The sequence below is a fragment of the Kribbella sp. VKM Ac-2568 genome, from assembly GCF_004345365.1.
GTDB classification, from domain to species: domain Bacteria; phylum Actinomycetota; class Actinomycetes; order Propionibacteriales; family Kribbellaceae; genus Kribbella; species Kribbella orskensis.
The window spans coordinates 117,693-141,255 of record NZ_SLVF01000005.1 but is presented as its reverse complement, the minus strand read 5'-3'; the positions used below and the strand labels follow the sequence as shown (position 1 = coordinate 141,255).

Here is a 23,563-nt window from a genome sequence, read left to right as displayed (position 1 = left end):
CTGCACGGAATTGCCAGACACGCCCTAACCTGAGGAGACGACCGCGGAGGAGAAGGTGGGTAGGTGAGCGAGCGGGACGGCGGCATCCGGGCGGGCGAGGCGTTGTTCCGCCCGGTCCGGGCCGGCAACCCGTTCGAGGAGACCGTCGAACGCTTGCTCCAGGCAATCAAGCTCGGGGTCGTCAGGCCCGGCGACCGGCTGCCGTCCGAGCGCGACCTGGCCGCCCGTCTGAGCGTTTCCCGGGTCACCCTCCGGGAGGCGATCCGCGCGCTCACCGAGGCCGGGTACGTCGAGTCCCGCCGCGGCCGGTACGGCGGGACCTTCGTCAACGAGCGGTTGCCCAAGCCGCGGCGGGTCGGCCCCAAGCGACTCGCCCGTGAACTGGGCGGCGGCCTCGAGGACGCGCTGGTGCTCCGCTCGGCGCTCGAGGTGGGAGCCGCCGAGGCCGCGGCCTCCCGCAAGCTGAGCGCCGACGACCGCGAGCACCTGTGCCGCTCCCTGGCCGACACGGACGCCGCCAAGCTCGCCGACTACCGCCGGATGGACTCCCGGCTGCACCTCGCCATCGCGGAGGTGAGCGGCTCGCCGTCGCTCACCTCCGCCGTCGCCGACGTCCGGATGCGCCTGAACGCACTGCTCGACGCGATCCCGCTGCTCGAGCGCAACATCGTGCACTCCGACAAGCAGCACCGGGCGGTGGTCGAGGCGATCCTGGCCGGCGACCCGGCCGCGGCGCGCCGGGTGATGGGCGAGCATCTAGCCGGCACCGCCGCCCTCCTCCGAGCCTTTCTCACCTGAGCCGATGGGTGGCGCGGACGGGCAATCAGCGTGCCTGCGGGCGACACGCCGGGCTTCGGCGCACGATGACCGAGGTGAACAGATGGGTAACGGGACAGTGGCGGACGGCCGTCGATATGTGACACTCGCCGTGTCCGGTGGCGTTCGGCTGTGATATCAGCGAGGGTAAACCTTCGGGGAGAATGTGGATCGATGACTGACGACGAGCTGGTCGGGCGCGCCGGACTGGTCGAGCGTGCCAAGAAGCAGCTCGAGACCAGTGGCAGCGTGCTGCTCTACGGCCCGACCGGGATCGGGAAGTCCGCCGCCGGCCGGGCGCTGGTCGCCGAGCGCACCAGGGCCGGTTGCCGGGTCCTGAGCGCCGCGCCGTCGCAGAGCGAGGCCGGTCTGCCGTATGTCACGCTCCTCGATCTCCTGTCCAACCAGCTCGAGCTCGCCTGGCAGGTGCTGCCCGACCACCTCCGTCAGCCGCTCGAGGTCGCTCTGCTCAAGGCCAGCGCCCCGGACACCGTGCGGGACGAGCTGGCCGTCCGCCTCGCCGTGCTGCACGTACTGCGGCGCCTGGCGGCGTCCGGGCCGGTGCTGCTCGTGGTGGACGACATCCAGTGGGTCGACCCGTCCAGTCTGGAAGTCCTGACCTTCTGCGCGCGCCGGTTGACTGAAGGCGTCCACATGCTCGCCACGGAACAGGTGGCGGATGGGGACCTGCCGGTGATGGCCGAGGCGTGCCCGGAGCCGGTGCTGCAGCTGGAAGTCCCGCCCCTGGCCGAGCCCGACGTACTGGCTCTGCTGCGCAACAGGTTGTCCAGCCCGCTTCCGGTGCGTACCGCGCGGCGGATCTTCACCGCCAGCGCCGGGAACCCGTTCATGGCGCTGGAGCTGGGCCGGGCCGTGCTGCGCCACCCGCAGGGAGTCTCGCCGAACGACCCGCTGCCGGTGTCGAGCCGGCTGAAGACGCTGCTCGGCGACCGGATGGCAGACCTCAGCCCAGCCGCGTACGAGTTGCTCCTGCACGCTGCGACCTCCCCGCGGCCGACCACCACCCAGCTCGCGCAATCGCTCGGCCGCCCGGTGGACGCCGAGCTGGCGGAGGCCGAGGCGCTCGGGCTGATCGACGTCTCCTCCGAGCGGCTGCGGTTCTCCCACCCGCTGCTCCGGGAGTTCGTGTACGCCGAGGCGACGTCTGCGGCTCGGCGGCAGGCTCACGCCCAGCTGGCCGCGGTGGTGGACGAGCCGGTGGAGAACGCGACGCACAGGGCTCTGGCGACCCAGGAGGCGGACGCAGACCTCGCCACTGCCATCGAGGAGGCAGCGGTGGTCGCGGGCGGCCGTGGCGCGCTCGGTGCAGCGGCGACCCTCTGGCGACTCGCGGCTGAGCGCACGCCGACCGAGGACCGGGACGACCGGGCTCGGAGGCTGACCAGCGCCGCAGACGCAGCCGCTGCGGCCGGGCACCTCGTCGAGTCTGCCGAGATGGCGCGCCTCGCAGTACAGGCTGCTACTCGTCCGGACACCAAGGTGTCCGCGTTGCTGCTCCTGGTGGACGCCGCGTGGCCCGAGCGGGAGCACCGGATCGAGTTGCTCGCTGAGGCCTTCGAGGCGGCGGCTGGCGACGACCGGCTCGAGGCGCGCGTCCGGATCATGCGCAGCCACAGCGCGTACTTCGACCGCAGCCTCGACGCGGCTCAGGAGGATGCCCGGGTGGCCGAGGGGCTCGCCCGCAAGTCCGGTGACACCGAGGCCATCGTGGACGCGTTGAGCGCGGCCAGTTCGGTCCAGATCGCCCGTGGCGGCGAGCAGACCTCGGACGCCCTGCTGGAGCAGGCGGCCGAGCTCGCGGGCGGGTTGCCGCTCACCAAGACGGTGGTCAACGCGCGCCAGATGGCGGCGATGCGCGAGCTGTTCCGCGGCCGGACCGACGAGGCGATCGCCTCGATCAGCTCGCTGGTCGAGGAGGTCCGGGCCGGCGGCGCGATCCGCTGGCTGGCGTCCGTGCTGATCTCGGCGACCGCTATCTACGAGCGCAGCGGCCACGGAGCGGAGGCCCTGGCCGCGGGTCACGAGTGCTACCAGCTGATGCAGGACCTGGGCGACGAGCCCGAGGTCGGCATGGTGATCGCCAGCCGCGCGGAGTGGGCCGGCGGGACGGCGACGATGGCGCGCGAACTCGCCGAGGCGGCGCTGGAAGGCGTCAGACTGATCGGCAACGACGAGTGGACCGGCCCGGCGCTGGCCGCGGTCGGTCTGGTCGGGGTGCTGACGGGTGACCCGCAGCGGGCCGTCGAGGCGTTCGACGCGATCGCCGAGTCGGTCGAGGCCGCGATGCCGTACGACCCGGCCGTGATCCCCTGGCACGCCGACTACGCGGAGGCGCTGGTCGCCGCCGGGCGGCTGGACGACGCCGCGGCGCTGATCGCGGAGATCCGCGAGCGCGCGGAGACCCTCGACCGCGGTGTGATCCGGGTCGGCCTGGCTCGCTCAGAGGCGCTGCTGATCGCCAAGCAGGGGGATCCCACCGCAGCGCTGGAGCTCCTGGAGAAGACCATCAACAGCGCGGGCGACCGGGTCTACCCGCTCGACCTCGCGCGGTGCGAGCTGACCCGGGGCCGGGTGGCGCGGCAGGCCCGTCGCCGGTCGGTGGCGCGGACCGCGTTCCTGGACGCGATCGAGCAGTTCGAGGCGTTCGGAGCACCCGCCTGGCGCGAGGTGGCCGAGACCGAGCTCGCGCGACTCGACGTACCGAGCCGGAGCCGGCAGCCGTCCGAGCTGACCGACAACGAGCTGCAGATCGTCGCGATGGTCCGCGACGGCTCGACCAACCGCGAGATCGCCGCCGCCCTCTACCTGAGCGTCAAGGCGGTCGAGTCGCAGCTCACCCGGCTGTACCGGCGCTTCGGCGTGGCCAACCGCACCCAGCTCCTGCGCACCGTCGACCGCGGCGGGTCTTGACACTTGACCAGTCTTGGGGCGCGGCCGCCCCGCTACGCCGTCCGGGGGACAATGGCGTGGTGAAGCTCGAGCGAAAGCACGCCCTGGTCCTGATCGGGATCGCCGTCTGGAACGTCGTCACCTACGTGACCTTCATCAAGAACCTGGCCGGTACGTCGGGACGCCCCACCGGGTACTACGTCGCGCACACGGTGCTGATCGTCGTGAACCTGCTGATCGCCGCCCTGCTCGGTACCTGGGGAGTCCGCGGCTACAAGGCGGCCCAGGCCGATCGGTCCCGCCAAGGTGATCGGTCGGAAGAGGTCAAGGCCTGACGAAGCGGCTCGGGCTGACCCCGAGCATCTTGCGGAAGTGCCGATTCAGGTGCGACTGGTCGTAGAAGCCGGCGAGGCCCGCGACCTCCGCCGGTGGCCGCCCCGCCAGCAGGTACCGCCTGGCCAGGTCGACCCGCCGGCCGGTCAGGTAGCGGTGCGGCGGCATCCCGTACTCCCGGCTGAACGCGCGGACCAGATGTGCCGGATGCGCGTGCACGAGCTTCGACGCCTCGTCGAGGGTGATCCCGGTCGGCAGATGCCCGTCGAGCACCTCGCGCAACCTGGCCGCCACGCCCGCGTCCCGGCGTACAGGTGGATCGGTGACCTGGCGGCGCAAATGCTGGCTGAGACGCTCCTCGATCAGCGTCAGGCGGCTCTGCGCCTCGAAGTTCTCCCGCCCGTCGACGAGTAGGCCGTGCAACTGGTGAATGCGGTGACGGAGGACTGGATCCACGAACTCGGGCTGATCCACCGCGGCGCCGATCAGGCCGTCGCCCAGCCGGTCGGGTTCCAGGTAGAGGACGCGCTTGCGGAATCCCTCGGGACGGACCGAGCGGCCGTCGTGCGGCACGTTCGGCGGTAGCAGGGACACCTGCGCCTGGGACAGGCCGTGCTCGCGGTGATCGAGGTCGTACTGCACCGCGCCCTCGTCCACGATCAGCACGGTCCACGCGTCGTGGGTGTGGCTCGGGTAGGCGTGGGACGGGAAGTACGCGTGCAGTACCTCGACGACTCCGCTCAGTGCGGGCCGCCAGGCGCTGAGCTGCGCGGTGCCGTCCACCTGATCGACGGTACCCGGCCTCGGACAGAATGAGGGTTAGGGTCCTGGACGGAAGGTGGAGTGTTGAAGGTCTACATCAGCGCGGACATGGAGGGCATCACCGGACTGGTCGACGCGGAGGACGTCCAGCCAGGGGGCCGCGACTACGAGCGCGGCCGGCTGATGATGACCGAGGACGTGAACGCGGCGATCCGCGGCGCCTACGCGGCCGGCGCAGAGTCGGTGCTGGTGAACGACGCGCACGGCCCGATGCGGAACATCCTGCCCGACGCGCTCGACCATCGCGCCCTGCTGATCAAGGGCCGGCCGAAGCCGATGGGCATGATCGAGGGCCTCACCCGCGAGTACGACGCCGCCCTGTGCGTCGGATTCCACGCGCGTGCCGGCGTGCTCGGGGTGCTCAGCCACAGCTTCATGGGCCACGAGATCGAGGACATCTGGCTGGACGACCGCCTGACCGGCGAGATCGGCCTCTTCCAGGCGACCGCCACCGCGCTGGGTGTCCCGGTCGCACTCCTCACCGGAGACGACGCCGCCTGCGACGAGGCGGTGGCCTGGGATCCCTTCATCGCCACGGTGCCGGTCAAGCACGCGAAGGATCGCTTCGCCGCCCAACTGGTCCCCGGCTTCGAGGCCCGCGCCGCCATCGAATCCACCACCGAGGACGCCCTGGCCGCAGTCGCGCCACTCGCTGCCGCCGACCCCGCCGAGGACCACCACCTCGCCGTCCGCTGGCAGTCCGCCTCGGTCCCCGCCCACCTGATCGCCATCCCCGGCGTCACCAAACGCGACGACCGCACCGTAGAGCTCACCGGCCCGATGCCCACCCTCTACCGCATCTTCAACCTCTACCTCCGCGTGGCCGCCGCGGTCACCACCAACCCGCCGTACTGCTGAGCTTGCGTCGACGCCTCAAGCCGATGTCAGTTCTTGTCTGGCCATGCCGGGCTGGTTCAGCGGGTGCGGATCAGGTGGAGGGCGGTGGGGAGTTCGAGGCCGAGGTTCAGGCGATTCCAGGCGCGGGGAAAAGCGTCGCGGGGGTTGGTGGTCGGCGTGCGGAGGGCGAAGGCGAGGGCGGTGATGATCGCCTGGCCGATGGCGAACAGGATGATGCCGATGGTCATCTGGGTGCCTTCGGCTCCGGTGGCCTGGCTGTAGATGATCACCACCACCCCGACGAGCCAGCTCAGGAAAGCCAGTACGTAGGCCGCGGCGAGGAGGCGGGGCTTCGGCAGTTTCGTCCAGTCCATGGGCGACAGTATGGGGCCGCGGGTGGTTTAGAACGTACAAGACCCGGGGCTGGGTTCGGGGGCAGATTGGGGTTGTGGACAACGAGAATGACGGGCCGGTCAGGTTCGACACGAAGATCGCGGTGCTGCTGCGGGACGACCTGGCGAGTTGGCAGCGGTTGAATGTGACGGCGTTCTTGGTGAGTGGGATCGCGGGGACGCGGCCGGAGGTGGTAGGTGAGCCGTACGAGGATGCCGACGGGACGCGGTACCTGCCGATGTTCCGGCAGCCGGTGCTGGTGTTCGAGGGGTCGAAGGAGTTCATGGCGGTCGCCCACCAGCGGGCGCTGAGCCGGGAGCTCGAGCACTCCGTCTTCACCCACGATCTGTTTGCCACCGGCAACGACCGCGACAACCGCGCCGCCGTGCGAGCCGTCGCCCGCGACGAGCTCGACCTGGTCGGCATCGCCGTGTACGGCCCGAAGAACGCCGTCGACAAAACCCTCAAGGGCGCCCGGATGCACCCTTGACGCATCCCAAATCGCAACGTCCGAAGAACGGAGGGTCAGAGCCCTCGGTTCTTCGGACGCAAAGCGGTTGCATCAGACGCGGCGGAAGATCAAGGCGCGCTTGACCTCCTGGATGGCCTTGGTGACCTCGATGCCGCGCGGGCAGGCCTCGGTGCAGTTGAAGGTGGTCCGGCAGCGCCAGACGCCCTCCTTGTCGTTCAGGATCTCCAGCCGCTGCTCGGTGCCTTCGTCGCGGCTGTCGAAGATGAACCGGTGGGCGCCGACGATCGCCTGCGGGCCGAAGTACTGGCCGTCGGACCAGAAGACCGGGCAGGACGTCGTACAGGCGGCGCACAGGATGCACTTGGTGGTGTCGTCGAAGCGGTCCCGGTCGGCCTGCGACTGGATCCGCTCCCGGGTCGGCTCGTGCCCGCTGGTGACCAGGAACGGCATCACCGAGCGGTACGCGTCGAAGAACGGCTCCATGTCGACGACCAGGTCCTTGAGCACCGGCAGGCCCTTGATCGGCTCGACGGTGATCTCCTTCTCCGGGTTCAGGTCCTTGATCAGCGTCTTGCAGGCGAGCCGGTTGCGGCCGTTGATCCGCATCGCGTCCGAACCGCAGACCCCGTGCCCGCAGGAGCGCCGGAAGGTCAGCGTGCCGTCCTGCTCCCACTTGATCTTGTGCAGCGCGTCGAGGACCCGGTCGGTCGGCTGCAGGGTGACCGAGTAGGTCTTCCACTCGGCCTCGTCGACGACCTCGGGGTTGTACCGAAGGATCTTGACCTTGACGTCCATCAGTACTTCCGCTCCATCGGCTTGTAGCGAGTCTGGACGACCGGCTTGTAATCGAGCCGGATATTCACGTTGCCCTCAGCATCGATCGACCGGTAGGCCATCGTGTGCCGCATGAAGTTCACGTCGTCGCGCTTGTCGTAGTCCTCGCGGAAGTGCCCGCCGCGGGACTCCTTGCGGGCCAGCGCCGAGACGACCAGCACCTCGGCCAGGTCGATCAGGAAGCCTAGCTCGACCGCTTCGAGCAGGTCGGTGTTGAACCGCTTGCCCTTGTCCTGCACGGCCACGTTCGCGAAGCGCAGCTTCAGCGCCTCGATGTCGGTCAGCGCCTGCTTGAGCGAGCCCTCGGTCCGGTAGACCTGCGCGTTCAGGTCCATCGTGGCCTGCAGGTCGGAGCGGATCGCCGCCACCCGCTCGTCGCCGGTCGCGTTCCGCATCCCCTCGATCAGGTCGACCACGAAGGTCTCCGGCTGGTCGGGCAGCTCCTCGAAGGAGGCGGTCTCGGCGTACTCCGCGGCGGCGATCCCGGCGCGGCGGCCGAACACGTTGATGTCGAGCAGCGAGTTCGTGCCCAGCCGGTTCGCGCCGTGCACGGAGACGCAGGCGACCTCGCCCGCGGCGTACAGGCCGGGGATGACGTCCTGGTTGTTCGCCAGCGCCTCGCCCTTGATGTTGGTCGGAATGCCGCCCATCGCGTAGTGCGCGGTCGGGAACACCGGGATCTGCTCGGTGTACGGCTCCACACCCAGGTAGGTGCGGGCGAACTCGGTGATGTCCGGGAGCTTCGCGTCGATGTGGGCCGGCTCCAGGTGGGTCAGGTCGAGCATCACGTACGCGCCGTCGGGGCCGCAGCCACGGCCTTCGCGTACTTCGTTCGCCATCGCCCGGGCCACCATGTCGCGCGGTGCGAGGTCCTTCACGGTCGGCGCGTACCGCTCCATGAAGCGCTCGTTGTCCTTGTTGCGCAGGATCCCGCCCTCACCGCGAGCGGCCTCGGACAGCAGTACGCCGAGCCCGGCCAGGCCGGTCGGGTGGAACTGGAAGAACTCCATGTCCTCCAGCGGCAGGCCCTTGCGCCAGACGATGCCCATCCCGTCGCCGGTCAGGGTGTGCGCGTTCGAGGTGGTCCGGAAGACCTTGCCGAAGCCGCCGGAGGCGAACACGATCGACTTGGCCGAGAAGATGTGCAGCTCGCCGGTGGCCAGCTCGTAGGCGACCACACCGGTCGCGCGACCGCCGACCATCAGCAGGTCGAGCACATAGAACTCGTTGAAGAACTCGACGTTCTGCTTGATGCACTGCTGGTAGAGCGTCTGCAGGATCATGTGGCCGGTCCGGTCCGCCGCGAAGCAGGACCGCCGGACGACGGCCTCACCGTGGTTGCGGGTGTGACCGCCGAAGAAGCGCTGGTCGATCTTGCCCTCGGCCGTCCGGTTGAACGGCAGGCCCATCTTCTCCAGGTCGAGCACCGCGTCGACGGCCTCGCGGCACATCACCTCGGCCGCGTCCTGGTCGACCAGGAAGTCGCCACCCTTGACCGTGTCGAAGGTGTGCCACTCCCAGTTGTCCTCCTCGACGTTGGCCAGCGCGGCGCACATGCCGCCCTGGGCCGCGCCGGTGTGCGACCGGGTCGGGTAGAGCTTGGTGAGCACCGCGGTCCGGGTCCGCTTGCTGGACTCCAGGGCGGCGCGCATCCCCGCGCCACCCGCGCCGACGATCACGACGTCGTACTGATGCCGCTGCATCTGAAACTGTCCTTACTTGCAGACCGACAGCGTGGAGCTGGGGTCGAGGCAGGGGTCGAAGGTGAAGATGACCAGGGTGCCGAGCACGACGATCACGATCGAGGCGGTGATCAACAGGCTCTTCAGCCAGAACCTGGTCTGATCCTTCTCGGCGTAGTCGTTGATGATCGTGCGCAGGCCGTTGGTGCCGTGCAGCATCGCCAGCCACAGCATCAGCAGGTCCCAGACCTGCCAGAGCGGGTTGGCCCACTTGCCGGCCACGAAGCCGAAGTCGAGCGCGGTGATGCCGCCGCCGAGCATCAGGTTCACGAACAGGTGGCCGAGCACCAGCACCACCAGGGCGAGTCCGGACAGCCGCATGAACAGCCAGCTGTACAGCTCGAAGTTGGTCTGGCCGGACCGGTTCCGGCCGCCGCCCTTGAGCGAGCGGGCCCGGCTGGACGACCGGGGCTGGGCGATCTCGGGAGTCGTCATCTCAGCCTCCGAACACGTGGGTCAGATGCCGGATCACGAACGGCACGAACAGGACCACCCAGACGACGCCGACGCCGATCATCAGCTTGCGCTGGTTGCGCGGGCCCTTGGCCCAGAAATCCACCAGGATCAGCCGGATGCCGTTGAAGGCGTGGAACAGGATCGCCCCGACCAGCCCGACCTCCATCAGTCCGACGATCGGGTTCTTGTAGGTGCCGATGACCTCGTTGTAGGCCTCCGGCGAGACCCGCACCAGGGCGGTGTCCAGCACGTGCACCAGGAGGAAGAAGAAGATCCCGACGCCGGTGATCCGGTGCGCTACCCAGGACCACATGCCCTCGTGGCCGCGGTAGAGGGTCCCTGGGGAAAGTTTCAGCGGCTTGCTGGGCAAACCGATCCTCCGATCGGACGACAGACCTCAGCCGGTGAGCGCGGCGACTCCGGGGCGTCAGGTCAGCAAAGGGGCCGCGATCGGCTCGGCCCGGAAGGGAACCAGGCCGTTCTTGATGCTATCGCCGCTCCGCGCCCGTTCTGGACCGCTCCCGTGTGACATCGCTCTCGGCGGGGTCTCGAGCCGTCGAAGTGGCCTGCCGGCCCGGTGCTCGATTGGACCATGGCGGACGCCCCTCTCGCGGCCTAGCGTGAGCCAGGACACGAATGGGGAGGCGATGACAGTGAGTTTCTGGATCTGCGAGACCTGCGCGGTCGAGCACTCGGAGCAGGTCGAGGTGTGTGCCATCTGCGCCGACGAGCGGCAGTGGGTACCCGCCGACGGCCAGCACTGGACCACGCTGGAGGAGCTGTCCGCGGCGGGGTACAAGGTGAAGCTCAAGGAGGTCGAGCCCGGCCTGCACGGGGTGACCTCCGAGCCGGGCGCGGGCATCGGGCAGCAGTCGATGATCGTCCGCACGCCCGAGGGGAACCTGCTCTGGGACCCGATCGGCTTCCTGGACGACGACGCCGTCGCCCGGGTCCGCGAGCTGGGCGACGTGGCCGCGGTCATCGCGAGCCACCCGCACATGTACGGCGTCCAGGTCGAGTGGAGCCACCGGCTGGGTGACGTCCCGGTCTACGTCTCCGAGGCCGACAAGGAATGGGTGGCCCGGCAGGACCCGGTGATCCGGACCTGGTCGGGAACGCTCGACCTGCTGCCCGGTATCACCCTGATCCAGCCGGGCGGGCACTTCCCGGGCAGTGCGGTGGTGCACTGGGCCGACGGGGCCGAGGGCAAGGGAGTGATCCTGGCCGGCGACACCATCTTCGCGAACCCGGACCGCACCTCGGTGAGCTTCATGCGCAGCTACCCGAACCGCATCCCGCTGTCCGGCGCGGTCGTCGACCGGGTGGCCAAGTCGCTGGACGTGTTCTCCTACGACCGCCTCTACGGCAACTTCGGCGCCTCGATCCCGACCGACGCCCGCGCCGTCGTCCGCCGCTCGGCCGACCGCCACGCGGCCTGGGCCCGCGGCGACTACGACCACCTGACCTGAGCGCTGTCCGGACGCCCCGCAGCACGGCGGGGCGTCCGACCGCAGGTCAGGTTCGACCTACTGCGAGGCCATCGATCTGAACGAGCTTGCCGGTGGACCGCGTGCTGAAGGTCAGGGTGCCGCTGAACAGCGTGCTCTGCACCGGTAGCCCGATCAGCACCTGGCGCTGGGTGGTGCTCGCAGCGAGATTGATCGTGGTCAGGTACTTGCTGCCGGCATACACAGCGACCGAACCACAGGTCGAACAGCGGGTCGCGACCAGGAAGAACCGCTTCCCCTGCACAGTCCGGGTCAGCGCCTTCCCGTACGCCGTCGTCTGTGTCGCAGTCCCGTAGTAGAACACTGACCACGACGCCCGTGTCCACCCGGTCGTCGCCGTAGTCATCGACCGATCGTCCAACGGCCGCGAGAAGCACCGGTCCGTACTCCACTGGCCGATGTTGCCGAACTTGTCCTTCGCGCGAACGGAGGCGCAGTACTCGTAGCCGGCCGCGATCGAGAGGTTCATCGACGTCGCGGTGGTGTTCGTCCACGGCTGCACGTAGGCGCCGTAAGGACCGGCGAACGACGCCCTGCGGTACCGGACGTCGTATGCCGCGACTCCGTTGGCGTCCGTGGCGCTCACCTTCAGCGTCGCCGTCGCGGCCGTCGACCCCTGGTACGTCGGCGCCACCATCCGAGCCACCGGCGCAGTGTCGTCCGCGGTGAGCAGCCGGAACGCCTTGGTCACCCGGCCGTCGGGCTCCGTGGCGGTGATGGTCACCGTGTTCTCTCCCGAACGCAGGCCCGTTGCGGTGTACGGCGAAGTGCACGCGGTCTGCGTAGCTCCTCCGGCGGAGCAGGTGAACGTCGTACCCGGCAGCAGAGCCGAGGCGTCGAAGGCGATGGAGGCCCGAGGGCCCACGACGGCCGGTGTCGGCGCGATCGTCGGCCCTAGCCGCTGCCAGGCCATGTCCAGCCGCTGGCCTGGAACGTCGCTGTTCGCCAGCTTGATCGGGTTCCAGTCCACCCTGTCGGTGTAGATGGTGAACATCTGATCGTTGCCACTCAGTGCCAGCAGACTGCCGCCCTCCGGATTCCAGCTGATCGAGCGGACCGTCGACTCCAGTGGCGGACTGGACGACACCTTGTCCGATGTGAAGTCGACGAGCTTGACGTTGCGCTCGGAGCCGAACGCGACCAGCCGGCCGTCAGGTGAGACCCGGACCGGCATGCCGTCCGCGGCTGCCGTCGCGGCCGGCAAGGTCGCCACCTTGGCGCCGCCCGGTCTCGCCTGGATGCGGATGAAGCGGTCGTCGCCCTCGAGCCGGCGATCGACGACTACCAGGGTCTGCGCGTCCGGCATCCAGCTCGGGCTGGTCAGGTCGCAGGCGACCTTCTCAGCTGTACCACCGGTAGCGGCGATGACGTAGACGCAGGGCGTGCCGTTCTCAGGTGACTGGAAGGCGATCCGCGTACCGTCCGGGGACCAGGACAGGTGGGTGATGGGCGATCCGGTCGGCGACGTCCACAGCTTCACCGGTACGCCGACTTCGCTCGGTTGCACGCGCTGAGTCCACAGGATCTTGTCGAAGTTGCTCGTCACGTACGCGAGCGAACCGCCGTCCGGCGCGCTGGTGACAGCTTCCTTCGGCTGGGCGGAGCCGCGCGGGTCCACGAAAGGCACGACGTAGCCGGCCAACCCGGCCGCCAGCAGTTCAGCCGGCTTGCCGTCGGTCAGGGCGATCTGCGCTGCCGGGCGGGTCGCCTTCACCCGGGGCCCGGTCGGGCCTTCCCCGATCTCGTTGACGACCGAGAGCGCGTACTCCGTCCCCGGCTTCGGCGAGGGATCCGCGACCGAGACCCATTCCTGTCCGGCCGGGGCCGGGTCGACCCACTGCGTCTTCTCCTGACCGTCCAGGTAGCGGTGCACGAAGTAGCCGCGCACCGGCGTACCGCCCGCGGACTTCCAGGTCTGCCACACCAAGGTGAGACCCCGGTAGGTGGACATGACGTTGAAGACCTGCGGGGCCTTGGGCAGCGAAGTGCCCGTGCCGACCATCTCGACTGTGTGCTGGTGGAGGGCCGTGGAGTCGCCGATCACCAGTCTGGCCCAGTAGTCGTCCCGTCCCTCCCGTGGCTCGAACGTCACCGTCGCGGTGCAGGAGTCGCCGGCGGGCAATTGCAGGCCGCAAGCGCGGGACAACGTCCAGTCCGGCGATGCTGAACCGCTGAACGCCATGTTGCCGAACTGCACGGGCTCAGTGCCGGTGTTCTTCAAGGTCACCGCGAAGGCCTTGGAGCTTCCGACCATGACCCGGCCGGCGTCCAGCTTGGTCGGTGTCACGGAGAGGGCTTGATAACCGATCGCGCTCTGGTAGCGGATCTCGACCATCGCGGTGATGGCGGAGCCCGCGCACGACCAGGCGCCCAGGGACGCCGCGAGCGTCTCGAGTTGCTGGTCCGGCGTGTAGCTGACCGCTGTGACCCGGAGTACGCCGTCCGTGGTGCACGTCCGGTCGCCTTGGGTCAGCGCGACCGCAGTCTGGGGCAGGTTGTAGATGCCCGGGCCGGCGACGAAGGCCGGCAGCTTGACCTTGAGCGAGCCGGCGGAAAGGGTCCGGGACCCGTCAGCCGGTGCCGAAGCCGTAACTGGGCCGGCGGTTTCGTCCTGGAGCCAGGTGAACCCGGCGCCGCGGTTCGCGTCGAGTGCCAGTACGTCGATGTCGCCGATGGCCGGAGCTTCGGCGACGCGAGTGGCGGTGACCGCCGGACTGGTGGCGGGGTTGGCGTCGGAGGTTGCGACGACGCGGTACTCGGCAGTGGTTCCGGCGGCGATGGACTCGTCGATCCAGGTGGTTGTCGAGGCGGTGAGGGTGCCGCTCACGTCCTGCCAGTCGGCAGCGTCCTTGCGCTCGACGCGATAACCGGTGGCATCGATGTCGTCCCAGACGACGCCGATGCCCTGGCGGGTTGGGAACACCTGGGCAACCGGTGTGGCCACGGCCTCGTCGCCGAAGGCCGCGTGGGCGATGAACGGCACGGTGAGGGCTGCGAGAGCCGCGGCCAAGCTATAGCGGAACAGGACAGACCTACGGGCGCGGCGCATTGAATCTCCAGGGCAGGGGACTCCGGCGCACCCCGACGCACCGGCAAGAGAAGGGAAGACATATCGCGGAACGCGAGCTCACCGCAAATCTGTTGCAGCTTTGTGCAACGAAGGGGTCTATGCAGCGAGGTGGGCCCGGGCCAGGCGGGTGTGCAGTTTGAGCATGTGCTGCACACAGGAGTCCCAGTCGTAGAGCTCAGCTCTATGTCGGGCTGCGGCTCTGCGACCCGGCACAGCGGCCAGCTCCAGTACTGCGTCCGCCAGCGCCGCGGGGGTCGGGCGCGCCCAGCGGCCGCAGGTCGCGTCCACGAGTTCGCGGGCGCCACCTGTGTCGGCCGTGACTACCGGTGTCCCAGCCGCCAGCGCCTCCAGTACTGCGAGGCCGAACGTTTCGCCCGGGCAGACCGACAAGGCGATGTCCGCCTCCGCCAGGTGACGAGCCAGGGTGACCCGGCCATCGACGTACCCGTGGAAGACGATGGGAGCGCGGCCGGCGATCGCGAGGAGTTCGTCGAGGTGTGGTCCCGATCCGTAGACGTCCATCCGGAGCGGGACACCGCGCCAGTGGAGCTCGGCGGCAGTGGCGACGGCCAGGTGCGGGCTCTTCTCGCGGGACAGCCTGCCCGCGTGGACGAGCTTGAGGATGCCGTCGTCGGCCGGTGTCGCTCGGGATGGGTGGAACGTGTCCAGGTCGACGCCGAGCGGGATCCGGACCAGCGGCGTGGTGACCTCGTCGAACTCGGCCGCCGCGTAGCGGGAGGTGACCACCACAGCGTCGTACGTGCGGCTCAGCAGGCGATAGAGGGCTCCGACGCCAGCGGCTACACCCAGCTGGTGGCCAGTGCGGAGGGACAGCATCGCGTCGAGTCGCTCGTGGCTGAACAGGACCGAGCCGATCTCGTTCTTCCGCGCCCACCTTGCCACTGGCAACAAAGTCGACTTGTCCGAGATCTCCACCGTGGTGGGCCGGAAGCGCTCCAGTGCGTCGATCACCCGCCACGGATCCGTGATCAGGCGATAGCCGCCGCCGACCTTGGGAGCCTTCATCCGGACCACCGTGCCGGCTTCGGTCTCGGTCACGCTGTCGCGTTCACCGGGAGTGATGAGGATCCGCTCCGCGCCGGCCTCGCAGTACCCCTGGCCGAGGTGTTCGATCGCGGTCCGCATCCCGCCGGAGGTTGGGCCGACGAAGTTCGCCAGCTGCGCGATCCGGAGCATCAGGCGGCCTGTCGGAGGGTCGCGACCTCGAGCAGGACCTCGGCGTAGTGCCGGTCGACCAGGTCGTCGACCACCGCCGGCCAGGTCCTCGTCTGGACCCTGCGCTGTCCTGCCTTCGCGATCGCCTGGCGTTCGGCCGGGCTGTCCAGCAGACGCTCGACCACCTGACGCAGCGAGCCCGGCTGTCCCGGTTCGAAGAGCAGACCGGTGTCGCCGGGACGGATCAGGTCGAGCGGTCCGCCGGCGGCCGGTCCCACCGTGGCGACACCGGAGGCCTGCGCCTCCTGGATGGTCTGGCAGAACGTCTCGTGCTCGCCGGTGTGTACGAAGACGTCCAGCCCGGCGAAGATCGACGCCAGGTCCGTGCCCCGGCGCATCCCGAGGAAGGTGGCCTTGGGCAAGGAGTTCTCCAGGGACGCGCGGTCCGGGCCGTCGCCGACGACCACCACGTGGCAGTCGAGCTCCGTCAGCTCGGCGAGCCGCCGTACCTTCTTCTCCGCCGCGAGCCGGCCGACGTACCCGACGATCGGCTTGCCGCCGGGGGAGATCTCGCGGCGCCACTGCTCGTCGCGGTTGGCCGGATCGAAGAGGTCGAGGTTCACGCCGCGGCCCCAGTGGTGCACGCGTGGCACACCCGCCTGGATCAGCTGGGCCATCGAGGCCGACGATGGTGCGAGCGTCCGATCCGCCCGCGAGTGGACCCGGCGTACCCAACGCTGTACGCCGCGGTCCGCCTTGGCGAACCAGGGGTACTGCCGGGCGAAGCCGGCCAGATCCGTCTGGAAGACGGCGACCGTGGGCAGCCCGAGCCGTCGCGCGCTGCGCAGGCCGTAGGCCCCGAGGATGAAGGGAGACGCCAGGTGAACGAGATCTGGCTTGAAGTGGGCCATCGCCCGTTCGATCGCGGGGTCGGGCAGGCCGACCGGGAACTCTTTGTAGCCAGGGATCCCGAAGCTCCGGGCCCGGAGCACCCGGACGCCGTGGTAGCTGTCCGGACCGGGGCCGGCGGCAATGATCAGCAGCTGGTGCCCGCGGGCCAGCAGCCGGTCGGCGACGTGGCGAACCGTGTTCGCGACGCCATTGATCTGCGGCAGGAAGGACTCGGCGACCAGCACTATGCGCACACTCCGGAGGTTCCCCACCCCGCATGAACCCTCGGCGACTGTCTCGTGACACGTCGTCGATGCCCGGTAGGCGCGTCTGCGGCCGTTTGATGACCAGGGAGTGACCAGTAACCACCCACCGGCGAACCAGCCCTGAACGCCAGGCTTCGTGCTGACTCTAAATCGGGCTGATGAGGTGAGTTCGCGTCATCGGGTGAGGCTGGTGGTGGGTGAGGCGGAGGGGTACCAGTTTTCGAAGTCTGTGTAGCGGGCGGTCAGGGTGGTGGTTCCTCGGGGGAGGGCGTAGGTGGTGGTGTAGGTGCCGGTCGCGGTGAGTTCGGGGTTGCCGATGAGGCGTTCGGTGGCGCCGTCGGTGCTGGCGTAGACGCGGAGGAACTGCTGGTTGGTGGAGCTGCCCGGGCGGGACATCGGTGAGGTCCAGGTGACCGTGACGTACGCGGTGCTCTTGTTCTTGCCGGAGCCTGTGCGGGCGCTGATATTGATGTCTGTGGTGGGAGCCTTCGGCGGGTGGGACGGGCCGAAGGAGTGGAGCAGTTGGGTGTTCTGGTAGACGTCGTCGTAGGTGACGGCCCAGGCGCGGGTGCCGGTGGAGTTCACCAGCAGGGTGCCCTGCCAGAGCACGTCGCTGCGGCGGAAGTCGACGGCGTACGTCGGGGTGGTGCTGCCCTTGGCGTAGAAGAGCACGTCAGCGTCGTTCGAGCCGGTGTTGGAGCGGGCGACGGCGACGGTGGAGCTGTCGCCGGACCATGCCGCATCACCCGGATAGACGCCGCTGGGGTAGACGGTGGCATCGGACAGGTCGGGCAGCCGGTACGAGTGGTGCTCGTACGGGCTGCCAACCGTCTCGACGACCTCGGTGCCGTCGGGGCTGAGCGCGTAGTCGATCAGGTTGCTGCCGGTGTTGTCGCGCTTGCTGACGATCGTCGGGGTGGCACCGGAGACGTCGATGACGTACGTACTGACGGGTGAATAGCCGGTGTCACCGGCGACGATGAGGCCGCGGCGGCCGGGGCTGGCGTCGATCACCGGGTGGTAGTTCGGTCCACCTGTGTAGACGACGGGTGCCGTGTTCGGTGTTGACCAGACCAGCAGGCCGCCCGACCCGATGCCGCAGCCGACGTACGCCCCGACGATCTTGTCGCCGGCCGGTTCGGCGCTGTAGACGCAGGCTCCGGCCGGAGCGTCGTACCTTGCCGACGGCACCAAAGTGTCGGCGTCCACCGCGGTGACATGGTCGAAGTCCTGCGTCACCAGCAGGGTGCCGAGGTCGTCGCTCAGAACGACGTCGGAGGCGCCGGTCACTGCCGGGACCTTGGACTTCAGTACGCCGTCGAGGTCCGTGACCACCAGCGGCAGGTCGCTTCCCGCACCCTGCGCCAGGTACAGCCGTCCACGATCCTCGTCGAGCTCGATCGCCCGGAAGTCCTGCACCGGCAGCTGGGTCCCGACGCTCTTCAGCAGCTCCGGCTCGTCCGCGGAGCTGGACCCGGCCAGCACCACCCCGGCCGAGACCATGGTGATCAGGGCCAAGCCCCCAAGGGCGATTCCACGCAGCCGCATCAATACTCCGCTTTCAGGTGTCCAGGCCGAGTCCGGCCGTGAAGCTGTACAAGGTACGAAGGTCATTCCCCCGGAACACGGTCACATTAGAAGGAATCTCACGGGCGGGCAAAGGCGAAGCAGCCGGTGTGACCGCCCTTCACACCGGTGACGCTGCATTCCAGCCCTGTCGAGGAATCAGCGGCCCGCAGATGACCACCCGATGACGAATGGGAGGATTTCGCCGTGCCCGCCGACCTGCCCGCCGACCTGACCGCCTCCCTTCCCGACGATCTGCCGCCTGGCCGTCTGGTCGGTGACGCCGGCGGACCGCCGCTGTTCTGGCTGAGCGAGGGCCCGCCCGATGCCGAGCTGTACCAGCGGTTGCTCGCGGCGCACCTCCGGACCGGACTGTGGCCGGTGATCACCGACGCGCAGGCCTGGACCGACGGGCTCTTCGTCGAGCCGGTGGCGGACATCGACGGCATGGATCCCTTGACAGTGATGCGGGACTTCTGGGCCGGGCTGGTGACCCCGGTCGAGGGCGAGGTGGTGTTCTTCGGCGACGACCCCTTCGACGACTTCAAGCCTTTCGGTCAGGAGTTCCCCGGCCTGGCCGCGGCCGGCGAGCCGATGGCGGAACCTGGCGAGGTCGCCGTGTGGTTCGCCGGTGAGCTCGGCCTTGGACCGGACTCCCGCCTACTGCTCGCACCGGCTGCCCGGGGCGCGGACCTGCCGGCCGTGGTCGGGTGGAGCGGCCCGATGAACCACTCGAACGAGTTGGCTCCCCTGCTCGCGATCCTCCGGAGCTGGGAGGAGCGCTTCGGAGTACGGCTGGTGCGGCTCGGCTTCGACACCATGGACCTCAGCGTGGCGGCGCCTCCGGTGACACCTGAGCACGCAGTACAGGTCGCGGCCGAGCACGTCGTCTTCTGCCCGGACAACGTGGAGCAAGGACCAGGCAGCCTGCTCGAGTACGCCGAGACGATCCAGGGCCGCAACACCTGGTCCTTCTGGTGGGACTGACCTCACTCAGGTACTTGCCAGACCTCTTCGTTCCTCACGGTCAGTTCCGGCTTGCCGCGAAGCACTCGCAGCTCGACTCGCCAGCCGGCCAGTACGGCGAAGAGCGGGCTGGGGCAGGGACATGCCGGGGTCCTTCCAGGGGGCGGAGAGCCGTGGACCTATCCCAGGGGGTGTGCTGGAACGCACAGGAGTGGCGTGCGCGATCTCACCCGCTGGTGCATACCAGTGGGGGCGTGGTCCCACTACCGTGGGGGGATGAGCCATCAAACCGAGTCCGGGTGGGATTTCGAGCCCGTGTATGGGCCCGATCGGCTCGCGGGGTTCGACCCCGTGGAGAAGTTGGGTGCGCCCGGGGAGTTTCCGTTCACCCGGGGCGTCTACCCGACGATGTACACGCAACGGCCCTGGACGATGCGGCAGTACGCCGGGTTCGGGACCGCGGCCGAGTCGAACCAGCGGTACCACCAGCTGATCGACGCGGGCACGATGGGGCTGTCCGTCGCGTTCGATCTGCCGACCCAGATGGGGTACGACTCCGACGCCGCGATTGCGCACGGCGAGGTCGGCAAGGTCGGGGTGGCGATCGACTCGATCGACGACATGCGGGTGCTGTTCGACCGGATCCCGCTGGACCAGGTGTCCACCTCGATGACCATCAACGCGCCCGGCTCGGTGCTGTTGCTGCTCTACCAACTGGTGGCCGAGGAGCAGGGCGTCTCCGGCGACAAGCTGACCGGCACGATCCAGAACGACGTGCTGAAGGAGTACATCGCCCGCGGCACCTACATCTACCCACCGAAGGAGTCGCTGCGGCTGATCAGCGACATCTTCGCCTACTGCCAGACCGAGCTGCCGCGCTGGAACACCATCTCGATCTCCGGCTACCACATGGCCGAGGCCGGTGCGACGCCCGCGCAGGAGATCGCCTTCACCCTTGCCGACGGCATCGAATACGTCCGTGCCGCGGTCGCGGCCGGCCTCGACGTGGACACCTTCGCCCCGCGGCTGTCCTTCTTCTTCGTCTCCCGGACGACGCTGCTCGAGGAGGTGGCGAAGTTCCGCGCCGCCCGGCGGATCTGGGCCCAGGTGATGCGCGACGAGTTCAACGCGAAGAACCCGAAATCCCTGATGCTGCGCTTCCACACCCAGACGGCCGGAGTACAGCTGACCGCGCAGCAGCCCGAGGTGAACCTCGTCCGGGTCGCGATCCAGGGTCTGGCGGCCGTGCTCGGCGGCACGCAGTCCCTGCACACCAACTCGTACGACGAGGCGATCGCGCTCCCCACCGAGAAGGCGGCGCGCCTCGCGCTGCGGACCCAGCAGGTGCTCGCCTACGAGACCGACGTCACCGCCACGGTGGATCCCTTCGCCGGCTCGTACGTCGTGGAGTCGCTCACCGACGAGGTGGAGGCCGCCGCCCGGGAGTTGATGGACCGGGTGGAGGAGTTCGGTGGTGCCGTCGCGGCCATCGAGAAGGGATTCCAGAAGCAGGAGATCGAGCGCTCGGCGTACCGGATCGCGCAGCAGATCGACTCCGCCGAGCGGGTCGTCGTCGGGCTGAACAAGTTCAAGGTCGCCGAGGAGGAGCCGTACGAGCCGCTCCGGGTCGATCCGGCGATCGAGGCGCAGCAGGTGGACCGGCTCGCCCGGCTCCGCGCCGAGCGTGACCAGGCAGCCGTCGACAAGGCGCTGCTCGAGTTGCAGGCGGCCGCCCGCGGCTCGGACAACTGCCTCTACCCGATGAAGGAAGCCCTGAGAGCCCGCGCCACCGTCGGTGAGGTCTCCAATGCCCTCCGCGAGGTCTGGGGCGTCTACGTCCCCGCCGACACCTTCTAGCTAGCCCGGCAGCGCGCCGTGGCGCTCAGTCCAGCAACGCGGAGGCGGCGAACAGCGTGGTGCCGAGGGCGATCGCGTCCTCGGACGGGTTGAAGCCAGGCGTGTGCAGGTCGGCGGCCGTCTCGACCCCGGCAGGCCGTACGCCGAGCCGGGCCATCGCTCCCGGCACATGCTCCAGGTACCAGGCGAAGTCCTCTCCTCCCAGGCTCTGGTCGGTCGCGGCGACTGCTCCGGTGCCCATGGTGCGCTCGACGGCCGTCTTGAACACCTCGATCGCGGCAGCGTCGTTCATCACCGGCGGTACGCCGTGGGTGACCTCGGTGTCGACCTCCACCCCGTACGGCGAGACGAGTTGCTCCGCGAGCGTCGGGATCAACTCGGCCGCGAGCCGCCAGGCATTCACGTCGAGACAGCGCAGCGTGCCCTCGACCTCGCCGCGAGCGGGGATCGCGTTCGCCGCGGACCCCGAGGTGATCCGCCCCCACACCAGCGACATTCCCGCGCGCGGGTCGACCCGGCGGGTGAGCGCGGCCGGGAGTTCGGTGACCAGGGTTGCGAGCGCGTACACCAGGTCCGCGGTGAGATGCGGCCTCGACGTGTGACCGCCAGGACCGTTCAGGCGAACGAGAATCCGGTCCGCCGCGGCGGTCAGTGCGCCGACCCGGAGGCCGATCTGCCCGACCTCCAGCCGCGGGTCGCAGTGCAGTCCGTAGATCCGGTGCACCCCTTCGAGCCCGCCGGCGGCGATCACTCCGAGCGCGCCGCCGGGCATGACTTCCTCCGCCGGCTGGAAGATCAGCCGCACCCGCCGGTCGAGCAGCCCGTCTGCTGCCATCCCCGCCAGCACGAGACCGGCGCCCAGCAGAGCAGCCGTGTGGACGTCGTGCCCGCAGGCGTGGGCGACTCCCTCGATACCCGAGCGCCAGGGGGCGTCGACCGCATCCGGGACGGGCAGGGCATCGATGTCAGCGCGCAGGGCGACGCAGGTGTCACCCGAGCCGATGTCGCAGATCAGGCCGGTACCGGTCGGGAGCACCTGTGGCGACAGTCCGGCGGCGGTCAGCCGCTGCCGCAGTACCTCCGTGGTGCGGACCTCGTGCCAGCCGAGTTCGGGGTGGGCGTGCAGGTCACGCCGCACCGCGACCACCTCTTCCCGCACCTGGTCAACGCGCGATTTCACGTCGGCAAGCGCCGGATGATGCGAAGTCGTCATGCCGGGGATCATCTCATCCGGCCCGAACGGTGCTTACCGGTGAGGACCGGCTCGGCCATTCGGTCACTGTCCGTGATCGGGTCTTCGACACAATGAAGGAATTGCGGCGGTCTGACCTACGCGCCGGTCACTTTCCGGTATCGAGGGTGTCTTGGCGTTCAAGAAGGGCGTGGCGGCCCCTATAGTCTGCGGATGCGGCACGCTGGGGAAGGCGTGCCGGGTAAGAGATTTTCGGTCGACAAAGGAGACGTCCGGTGAAGAAGTACGTGCGGGGATTGGCGATCGTGGGTGCGGTGACGCTCGCCGTCGCCGCTTGTGGCAGCAAGCCGGCCGAGGACACGGCGGGCGGCGGTGACGCCAACAAGGACTTCAAGGCCTGCATGGTCTCCGACTCCGGTGGTTTCGACGACAAGTCGTTCAACCAGACGTCGTACGCCGGTCTCCAGTCAGCGGTGAAGGAGAAGGGCCTGACCGAGGTCAAGGCCGAGTCGAAGTCGGACAACGACTACCCGACGAACATGACCGCGATGGTCCAGGCGAAGTGCAACGTCATCGTCGCCGTCGGCTTCAAGCTCGAGGACGCCACCGACAAGGCGGCCCAGGCGAACCCGAACATCAAGTTCGCGATCGTCGACTCGGCGCCGGCCAAGCCGATCGCCAACCTCAAGCCGCTCGCCTTCAACACCGCGCAGAGCAGCTTCCAGGCCGGTTACCTGGCCGCGGCGATGTCGAAGACCGGCAAGGTCGGCACCTACGGCGGCATCAAGATCCCGACGGTGACCATCTTCATGGACGGTTTCGCCGAGGGTGTGCGGTACTACAACAAGCAGAAGAGCAAGAACGTCCAGGTGCTCGGCTGGGACGACGCGAAGCAGGCCGGTCTGTTCACCGGTGACTTCGAGGACAAGGCGAAGGGCCAGAACACCGCGCAGAACCTGATCACCCAGGGCGCCGACGTCATCTTCCCGGTGGCCGGTCCGTCCGGTCTGGGCGGTCTGCAGGCGGCCAAGGCGAGCAACGGCAAGGTGAACGCGATCTGGGTCGACACCGACGGCTGCGTGAGCGCCGCGGAGTACTGCTCGGTGCTGATCTCCAGCGTGGAGAAGGGCATGGACGTCGCCGTCCACGACGCGGTCGTGTCCGTGGTCGACAACAAGTTCGACAACAGCCAGTTCATCGGCACGATGCAGAACGGCGGGACGGGGCTGGCGCCGTTCCACGAGTTCGACTCCAAGGTCCCGGCGGACGTGAAGAGCGAGTTGGAGCAGATCAAGGCCGACATCATCAGCGGCAAGATCACCATCGAGTCCAAGGTGCAGCCGAAGGCGTCCTGATCCACGACGTCGTCACCGCCGAGTAGTACGGTGCGAGCCAGGAAGGCGGACCGCTGAGGTCCGGGCCTTCCTGGCTCGTCGTCTGAAGGCTGTAGTCAAGA

At 69.0% G+C, this 23,563-nt stretch carries 20 protein-coding genes; 9 read left to right on the top strand and 11 right to left on the bottom strand.

Annotation, left to right across the window (positions count from 1 at the left end; all coding sequences use genetic code 11):
• Positions 1-63: 63 nt before the first annotated feature.
• The 3 genes from EV648_RS15200 (at position 64) to EV648_RS15190 (ending at position 4,061) form a co-directional block, all read left to right on the top strand.
• Positions 64-798, top strand: coding sequence for a FadR/GntR family transcriptional regulator (locus EV648_RS15200; protein WP_241995200.1), 735 nt, complete (start codon positions 64-66; stop codon positions 796-798).
• Positions 799-990: 192 nt separating this feature from the next.
• Positions 991-3,747, top strand: a complete 2,757-nt coding sequence (locus EV648_RS15195; protein ID WP_132290990.1) for a LuxR family transcriptional regulator — start codon at positions 991-993, stop codon at positions 3,745-3,747.
• A gap of 59 nt (positions 3,748-3,806) precedes the next feature.
• Complete coding sequence (locus EV648_RS15190) at positions 3,807-4,061, top strand: SCO4848 family membrane protein (RefSeq protein WP_132290987.1); 255 nt, start codon at positions 3,807-3,809, stop codon at positions 4,059-4,061.
• Here the strand turns inward: EV648_RS15190 and EV648_RS15185 are convergent.
• A complete protein-coding gene (locus EV648_RS15185; RefSeq protein WP_132290984.1) occupies positions 4,051-4,842 on the bottom strand; it encodes an AraC family transcriptional regulator in 792 nt (263 codons plus the stop codon). The genes EV648_RS15190 and EV648_RS15185 overlap by 11 nt on opposite strands.
• 63 nt (positions 4,843-4,905) lie before the next feature.
• Here EV648_RS15185 and EV648_RS15180 point away from each other — a divergent pair, with 63 nt between their 5' ends.
• Complete coding sequence (locus EV648_RS15180) at positions 4,906-5,739, top strand: M55 family metallopeptidase (protein ID WP_132290981.1); 834 nt, start codon at positions 4,906-4,908, stop codon at positions 5,737-5,739.
• Positions 5,740-5,795: 56 nt separating this feature from the next.
• On the opposite strand, the gene EV648_RS15175 is transcribed toward EV648_RS15180, so the two are convergent.
• Positions 5,796-6,092, bottom strand: a complete 297-nt coding sequence (locus tag EV648_RS15175) for a hypothetical protein (protein WP_132290978.1) — start codon at positions 6,090-6,092, stop codon at positions 5,796-5,798.
• A 74-nt stretch (positions 6,093-6,166) separates the two neighbouring features.
• On the opposite strand from EV648_RS15175, the gene EV648_RS15170 reads away from it, so the two are divergent.
• Complete coding sequence (locus tag EV648_RS15170; protein WP_199234626.1) at positions 6,167-6,601, top strand: DUF2000 domain-containing protein; 435 nt, start codon at positions 6,167-6,169, stop codon at positions 6,599-6,601.
• A 72-nt stretch (positions 6,602-6,673) separates the two neighbouring features.
• On the opposite strand, the gene EV648_RS15165 is transcribed toward EV648_RS15170, so the two are convergent.
• Genes EV648_RS15165 through sdhC form a run of 4 tightly spaced genes read right to left on the bottom strand, consistent with a single transcriptional unit; the run spans position 6,674 to position 9,928 of the window.
• Positions 6,674-7,378, bottom strand: coding sequence for a succinate dehydrogenase iron-sulfur subunit (locus tag EV648_RS15165; RefSeq protein ID WP_132290972.1), 705 nt, complete (start codon positions 7,376-7,378; stop codon positions 6,674-6,676).
• Entirely contained in the window at positions 7,378-9,120 is a 1,743-nt protein-coding gene (gene sdhA / locus EV648_RS15160; protein ID WP_132290969.1) for a succinate dehydrogenase flavoprotein subunit, read from the bottom strand. The genes EV648_RS15165 and sdhA overlap by 1 nt, the downstream gene beginning before the upstream one ends.
• Positions 9,121-9,132: 12 nt before the next feature.
• Positions 9,133-9,594: a succinate dehydrogenase hydrophobic membrane anchor subunit gene (locus EV648_RS15155; RefSeq protein ID WP_132290966.1), complete on the bottom strand. Its 462-nt coding sequence runs from the start codon at positions 9,592-9,594 to the stop codon at positions 9,133-9,135.
• A gap of 1 nt (position 9,595) precedes the next feature.
• Complete coding sequence (sdhC, locus tag EV648_RS15150) at positions 9,596-9,928, bottom strand: succinate dehydrogenase, cytochrome b556 subunit (RefSeq protein WP_370451401.1); 333 nt, start codon at positions 9,926-9,928, stop codon at positions 9,596-9,598.
• 334 nt (positions 9,929-10,262) lie between these two features.
• Here sdhC and EV648_RS15145 point away from each other — a divergent pair, with 334 nt between their 5' ends.
• Positions 10,263-11,084 (top strand): MBL fold metallo-hydrolase, encoded by an 822-nt coding sequence (locus EV648_RS15145; protein ID WP_132290960.1) that lies wholly within the window; start codon positions 10,263-10,265, stop codon positions 11,082-11,084.
• A gap of 46 nt (positions 11,085-11,130) precedes the next feature.
• Here the strand turns inward: EV648_RS15145 and EV648_RS15140 are convergent, their stop codons facing one another.
• From EV648_RS15140 to EV648_RS15125, 4 genes are all read right to left on the bottom strand, one after another.
• Positions 11,131-14,172, bottom strand: coding sequence for a choice-of-anchor D domain-containing protein (locus tag EV648_RS15140; protein ID WP_132290957.1), 3,042 nt, complete (start codon positions 14,170-14,172; stop codon positions 11,131-11,133).
• 117 nt (positions 14,173-14,289) lie between these two features.
• Entirely contained in the window at positions 14,290-15,390 is a 1,101-nt protein-coding gene (locus EV648_RS15135) for a glycosyltransferase (protein ID WP_370452719.1), read from the bottom strand.
• Complete coding sequence (locus EV648_RS15130; protein ID WP_199234625.1) at positions 15,390-16,514, bottom strand: glycosyltransferase family 1 protein; 1,125 nt, start codon at positions 16,512-16,514, stop codon at positions 15,390-15,392. Before EV648_RS15130 ends, EV648_RS15135 begins: the two co-directional genes overlap by 1 nt.
• Positions 16,515-16,700: 186 nt before the next feature.
• Positions 16,701-18,074 carry a hypothetical protein gene (locus EV648_RS15125; protein ID WP_132290954.1) on the bottom strand — a complete coding sequence of 458 codons (1,374 nt, stop codon included), beginning with the start codon at positions 18,072-18,074 and terminating at the stop codon, positions 16,701-16,703.
• Positions 18,075-18,299: 225 nt separating this feature from the next.
• On the opposite strand from EV648_RS15125, the gene EV648_RS15120 reads away from it, so the two are divergent.
• Together EV648_RS15120 and EV648_RS15115 are read left to right on the top strand one after the other, a co-directional pair.
• Positions 18,300-19,079 carry a DUF4253 domain-containing protein gene (locus EV648_RS15120; RefSeq protein WP_132290951.1) on the top strand — a complete coding sequence of 260 codons (780 nt, stop codon included), beginning with the start codon at positions 18,300-18,302 and terminating at the stop codon, positions 19,077-19,079.
• Positions 19,080-19,334: 255 nt separating this feature from the next.
• Complete coding sequence (locus tag EV648_RS15115; protein ID WP_132290948.1) at positions 19,335-20,915, top strand: methylmalonyl-CoA mutase; 1,581 nt, start codon at positions 19,335-19,337, stop codon at positions 20,913-20,915.
• Positions 20,916-20,940: 25 nt separating this feature from the next.
• Here EV648_RS15115 and EV648_RS15110 read toward each other — a convergent pair whose 3' ends face one another.
• Entirely contained in the window at positions 20,941-22,128 is a 1,188-nt protein-coding gene (locus EV648_RS15110; protein ID WP_132290945.1) for an amidohydrolase, read from the bottom strand.
• A gap of 254 nt (positions 22,129-22,382) precedes the next feature.
• On the opposite strand from EV648_RS15110, the gene EV648_RS15105 reads away from it, so the two are divergent.
• Positions 22,383-23,462, top strand: a complete 1,080-nt coding sequence (locus tag EV648_RS15105; protein ID WP_132290942.1) for a BMP family protein — start codon at positions 22,383-22,385, stop codon at positions 23,460-23,462.
• Positions 23,463-23,563: the final 101 nt, after the last annotated feature.

Excerpts from the sequence above, each read along its gene's own strand:
- EV648_RS15195 (WP_132290990.1), top strand. The coding sequence starts at position 991 with ATGACTGACGACGAGCTGGTCGGGCGCGCCGGACTGGTCGAGCGTGCC.
- EV648_RS15175 (WP_132290978.1), bottom strand. The coding sequence starts at position 6,092 with ATGGACTGGACGAAACTGCCGAAGCCCCGCCTCCTCGCCGCGGCCTAC.
- EV648_RS15165 (WP_132290972.1), bottom strand. The coding sequence starts at position 7,378 with ATGGACGTCAAGGTCAAGATCCTTCGGTACAACCCCGAGGTCGTCGAC.
- sdhA (WP_132290969.1), bottom strand. The coding sequence starts at position 9,120 with ATGCAGCGGCATCAGTACGACGTCGTGATCGTCGGCGCGGGTGGCGCG.
- EV648_RS15155 (WP_132290966.1), bottom strand. The coding sequence starts at position 9,594 with ATGACGACTCCCGAGATCGCCCAGCCCCGGTCGTCCAGCCGGGCCCGC.
- sdhC (WP_370451401.1), bottom strand. The coding sequence starts at position 9,928 with ATGTGGTCCTGGGTAGCGCACCGGATCACCGGCGTCGGGATCTTCTTC.
- EV648_RS15145 (WP_132290960.1), top strand. The coding sequence starts at position 10,263 with ATGACAGTGAGTTTCTGGATCTGCGAGACCTGCGCGGTCGAGCACTCG.
- EV648_RS15140 (WP_132290957.1), bottom strand. The coding sequence starts at position 14,172 with ATGCGCCGCGCCCGTAGGTCTGTCCTGTTCCGCTATAGCTTGGCCGCG.
- EV648_RS15135 (WP_370452719.1), bottom strand. The coding sequence starts at position 15,390 with ATGCTCCGGATCGCGCAGCTGGCGAACTTCGTCGGCCCAACCTCCGGC.
- EV648_RS15125 (WP_132290954.1), bottom strand. The coding sequence starts at position 18,074 with ATGCGGCTGCGTGGAATCGCCCTTGGGGGCTTGGCCCTGATCACCATG.
- EV648_RS15115 (WP_132290948.1), top strand. The coding sequence starts at position 19,335 with ATGAGCCATCAAACCGAGTCCGGGTGGGATTTCGAGCCCGTGTATGGG.
- EV648_RS15110 (WP_132290945.1), bottom strand. The coding sequence starts at position 22,128 with ATGACGACTTCGCATCATCCGGCGCTTGCCGACGTGAAATCGCGCGTT.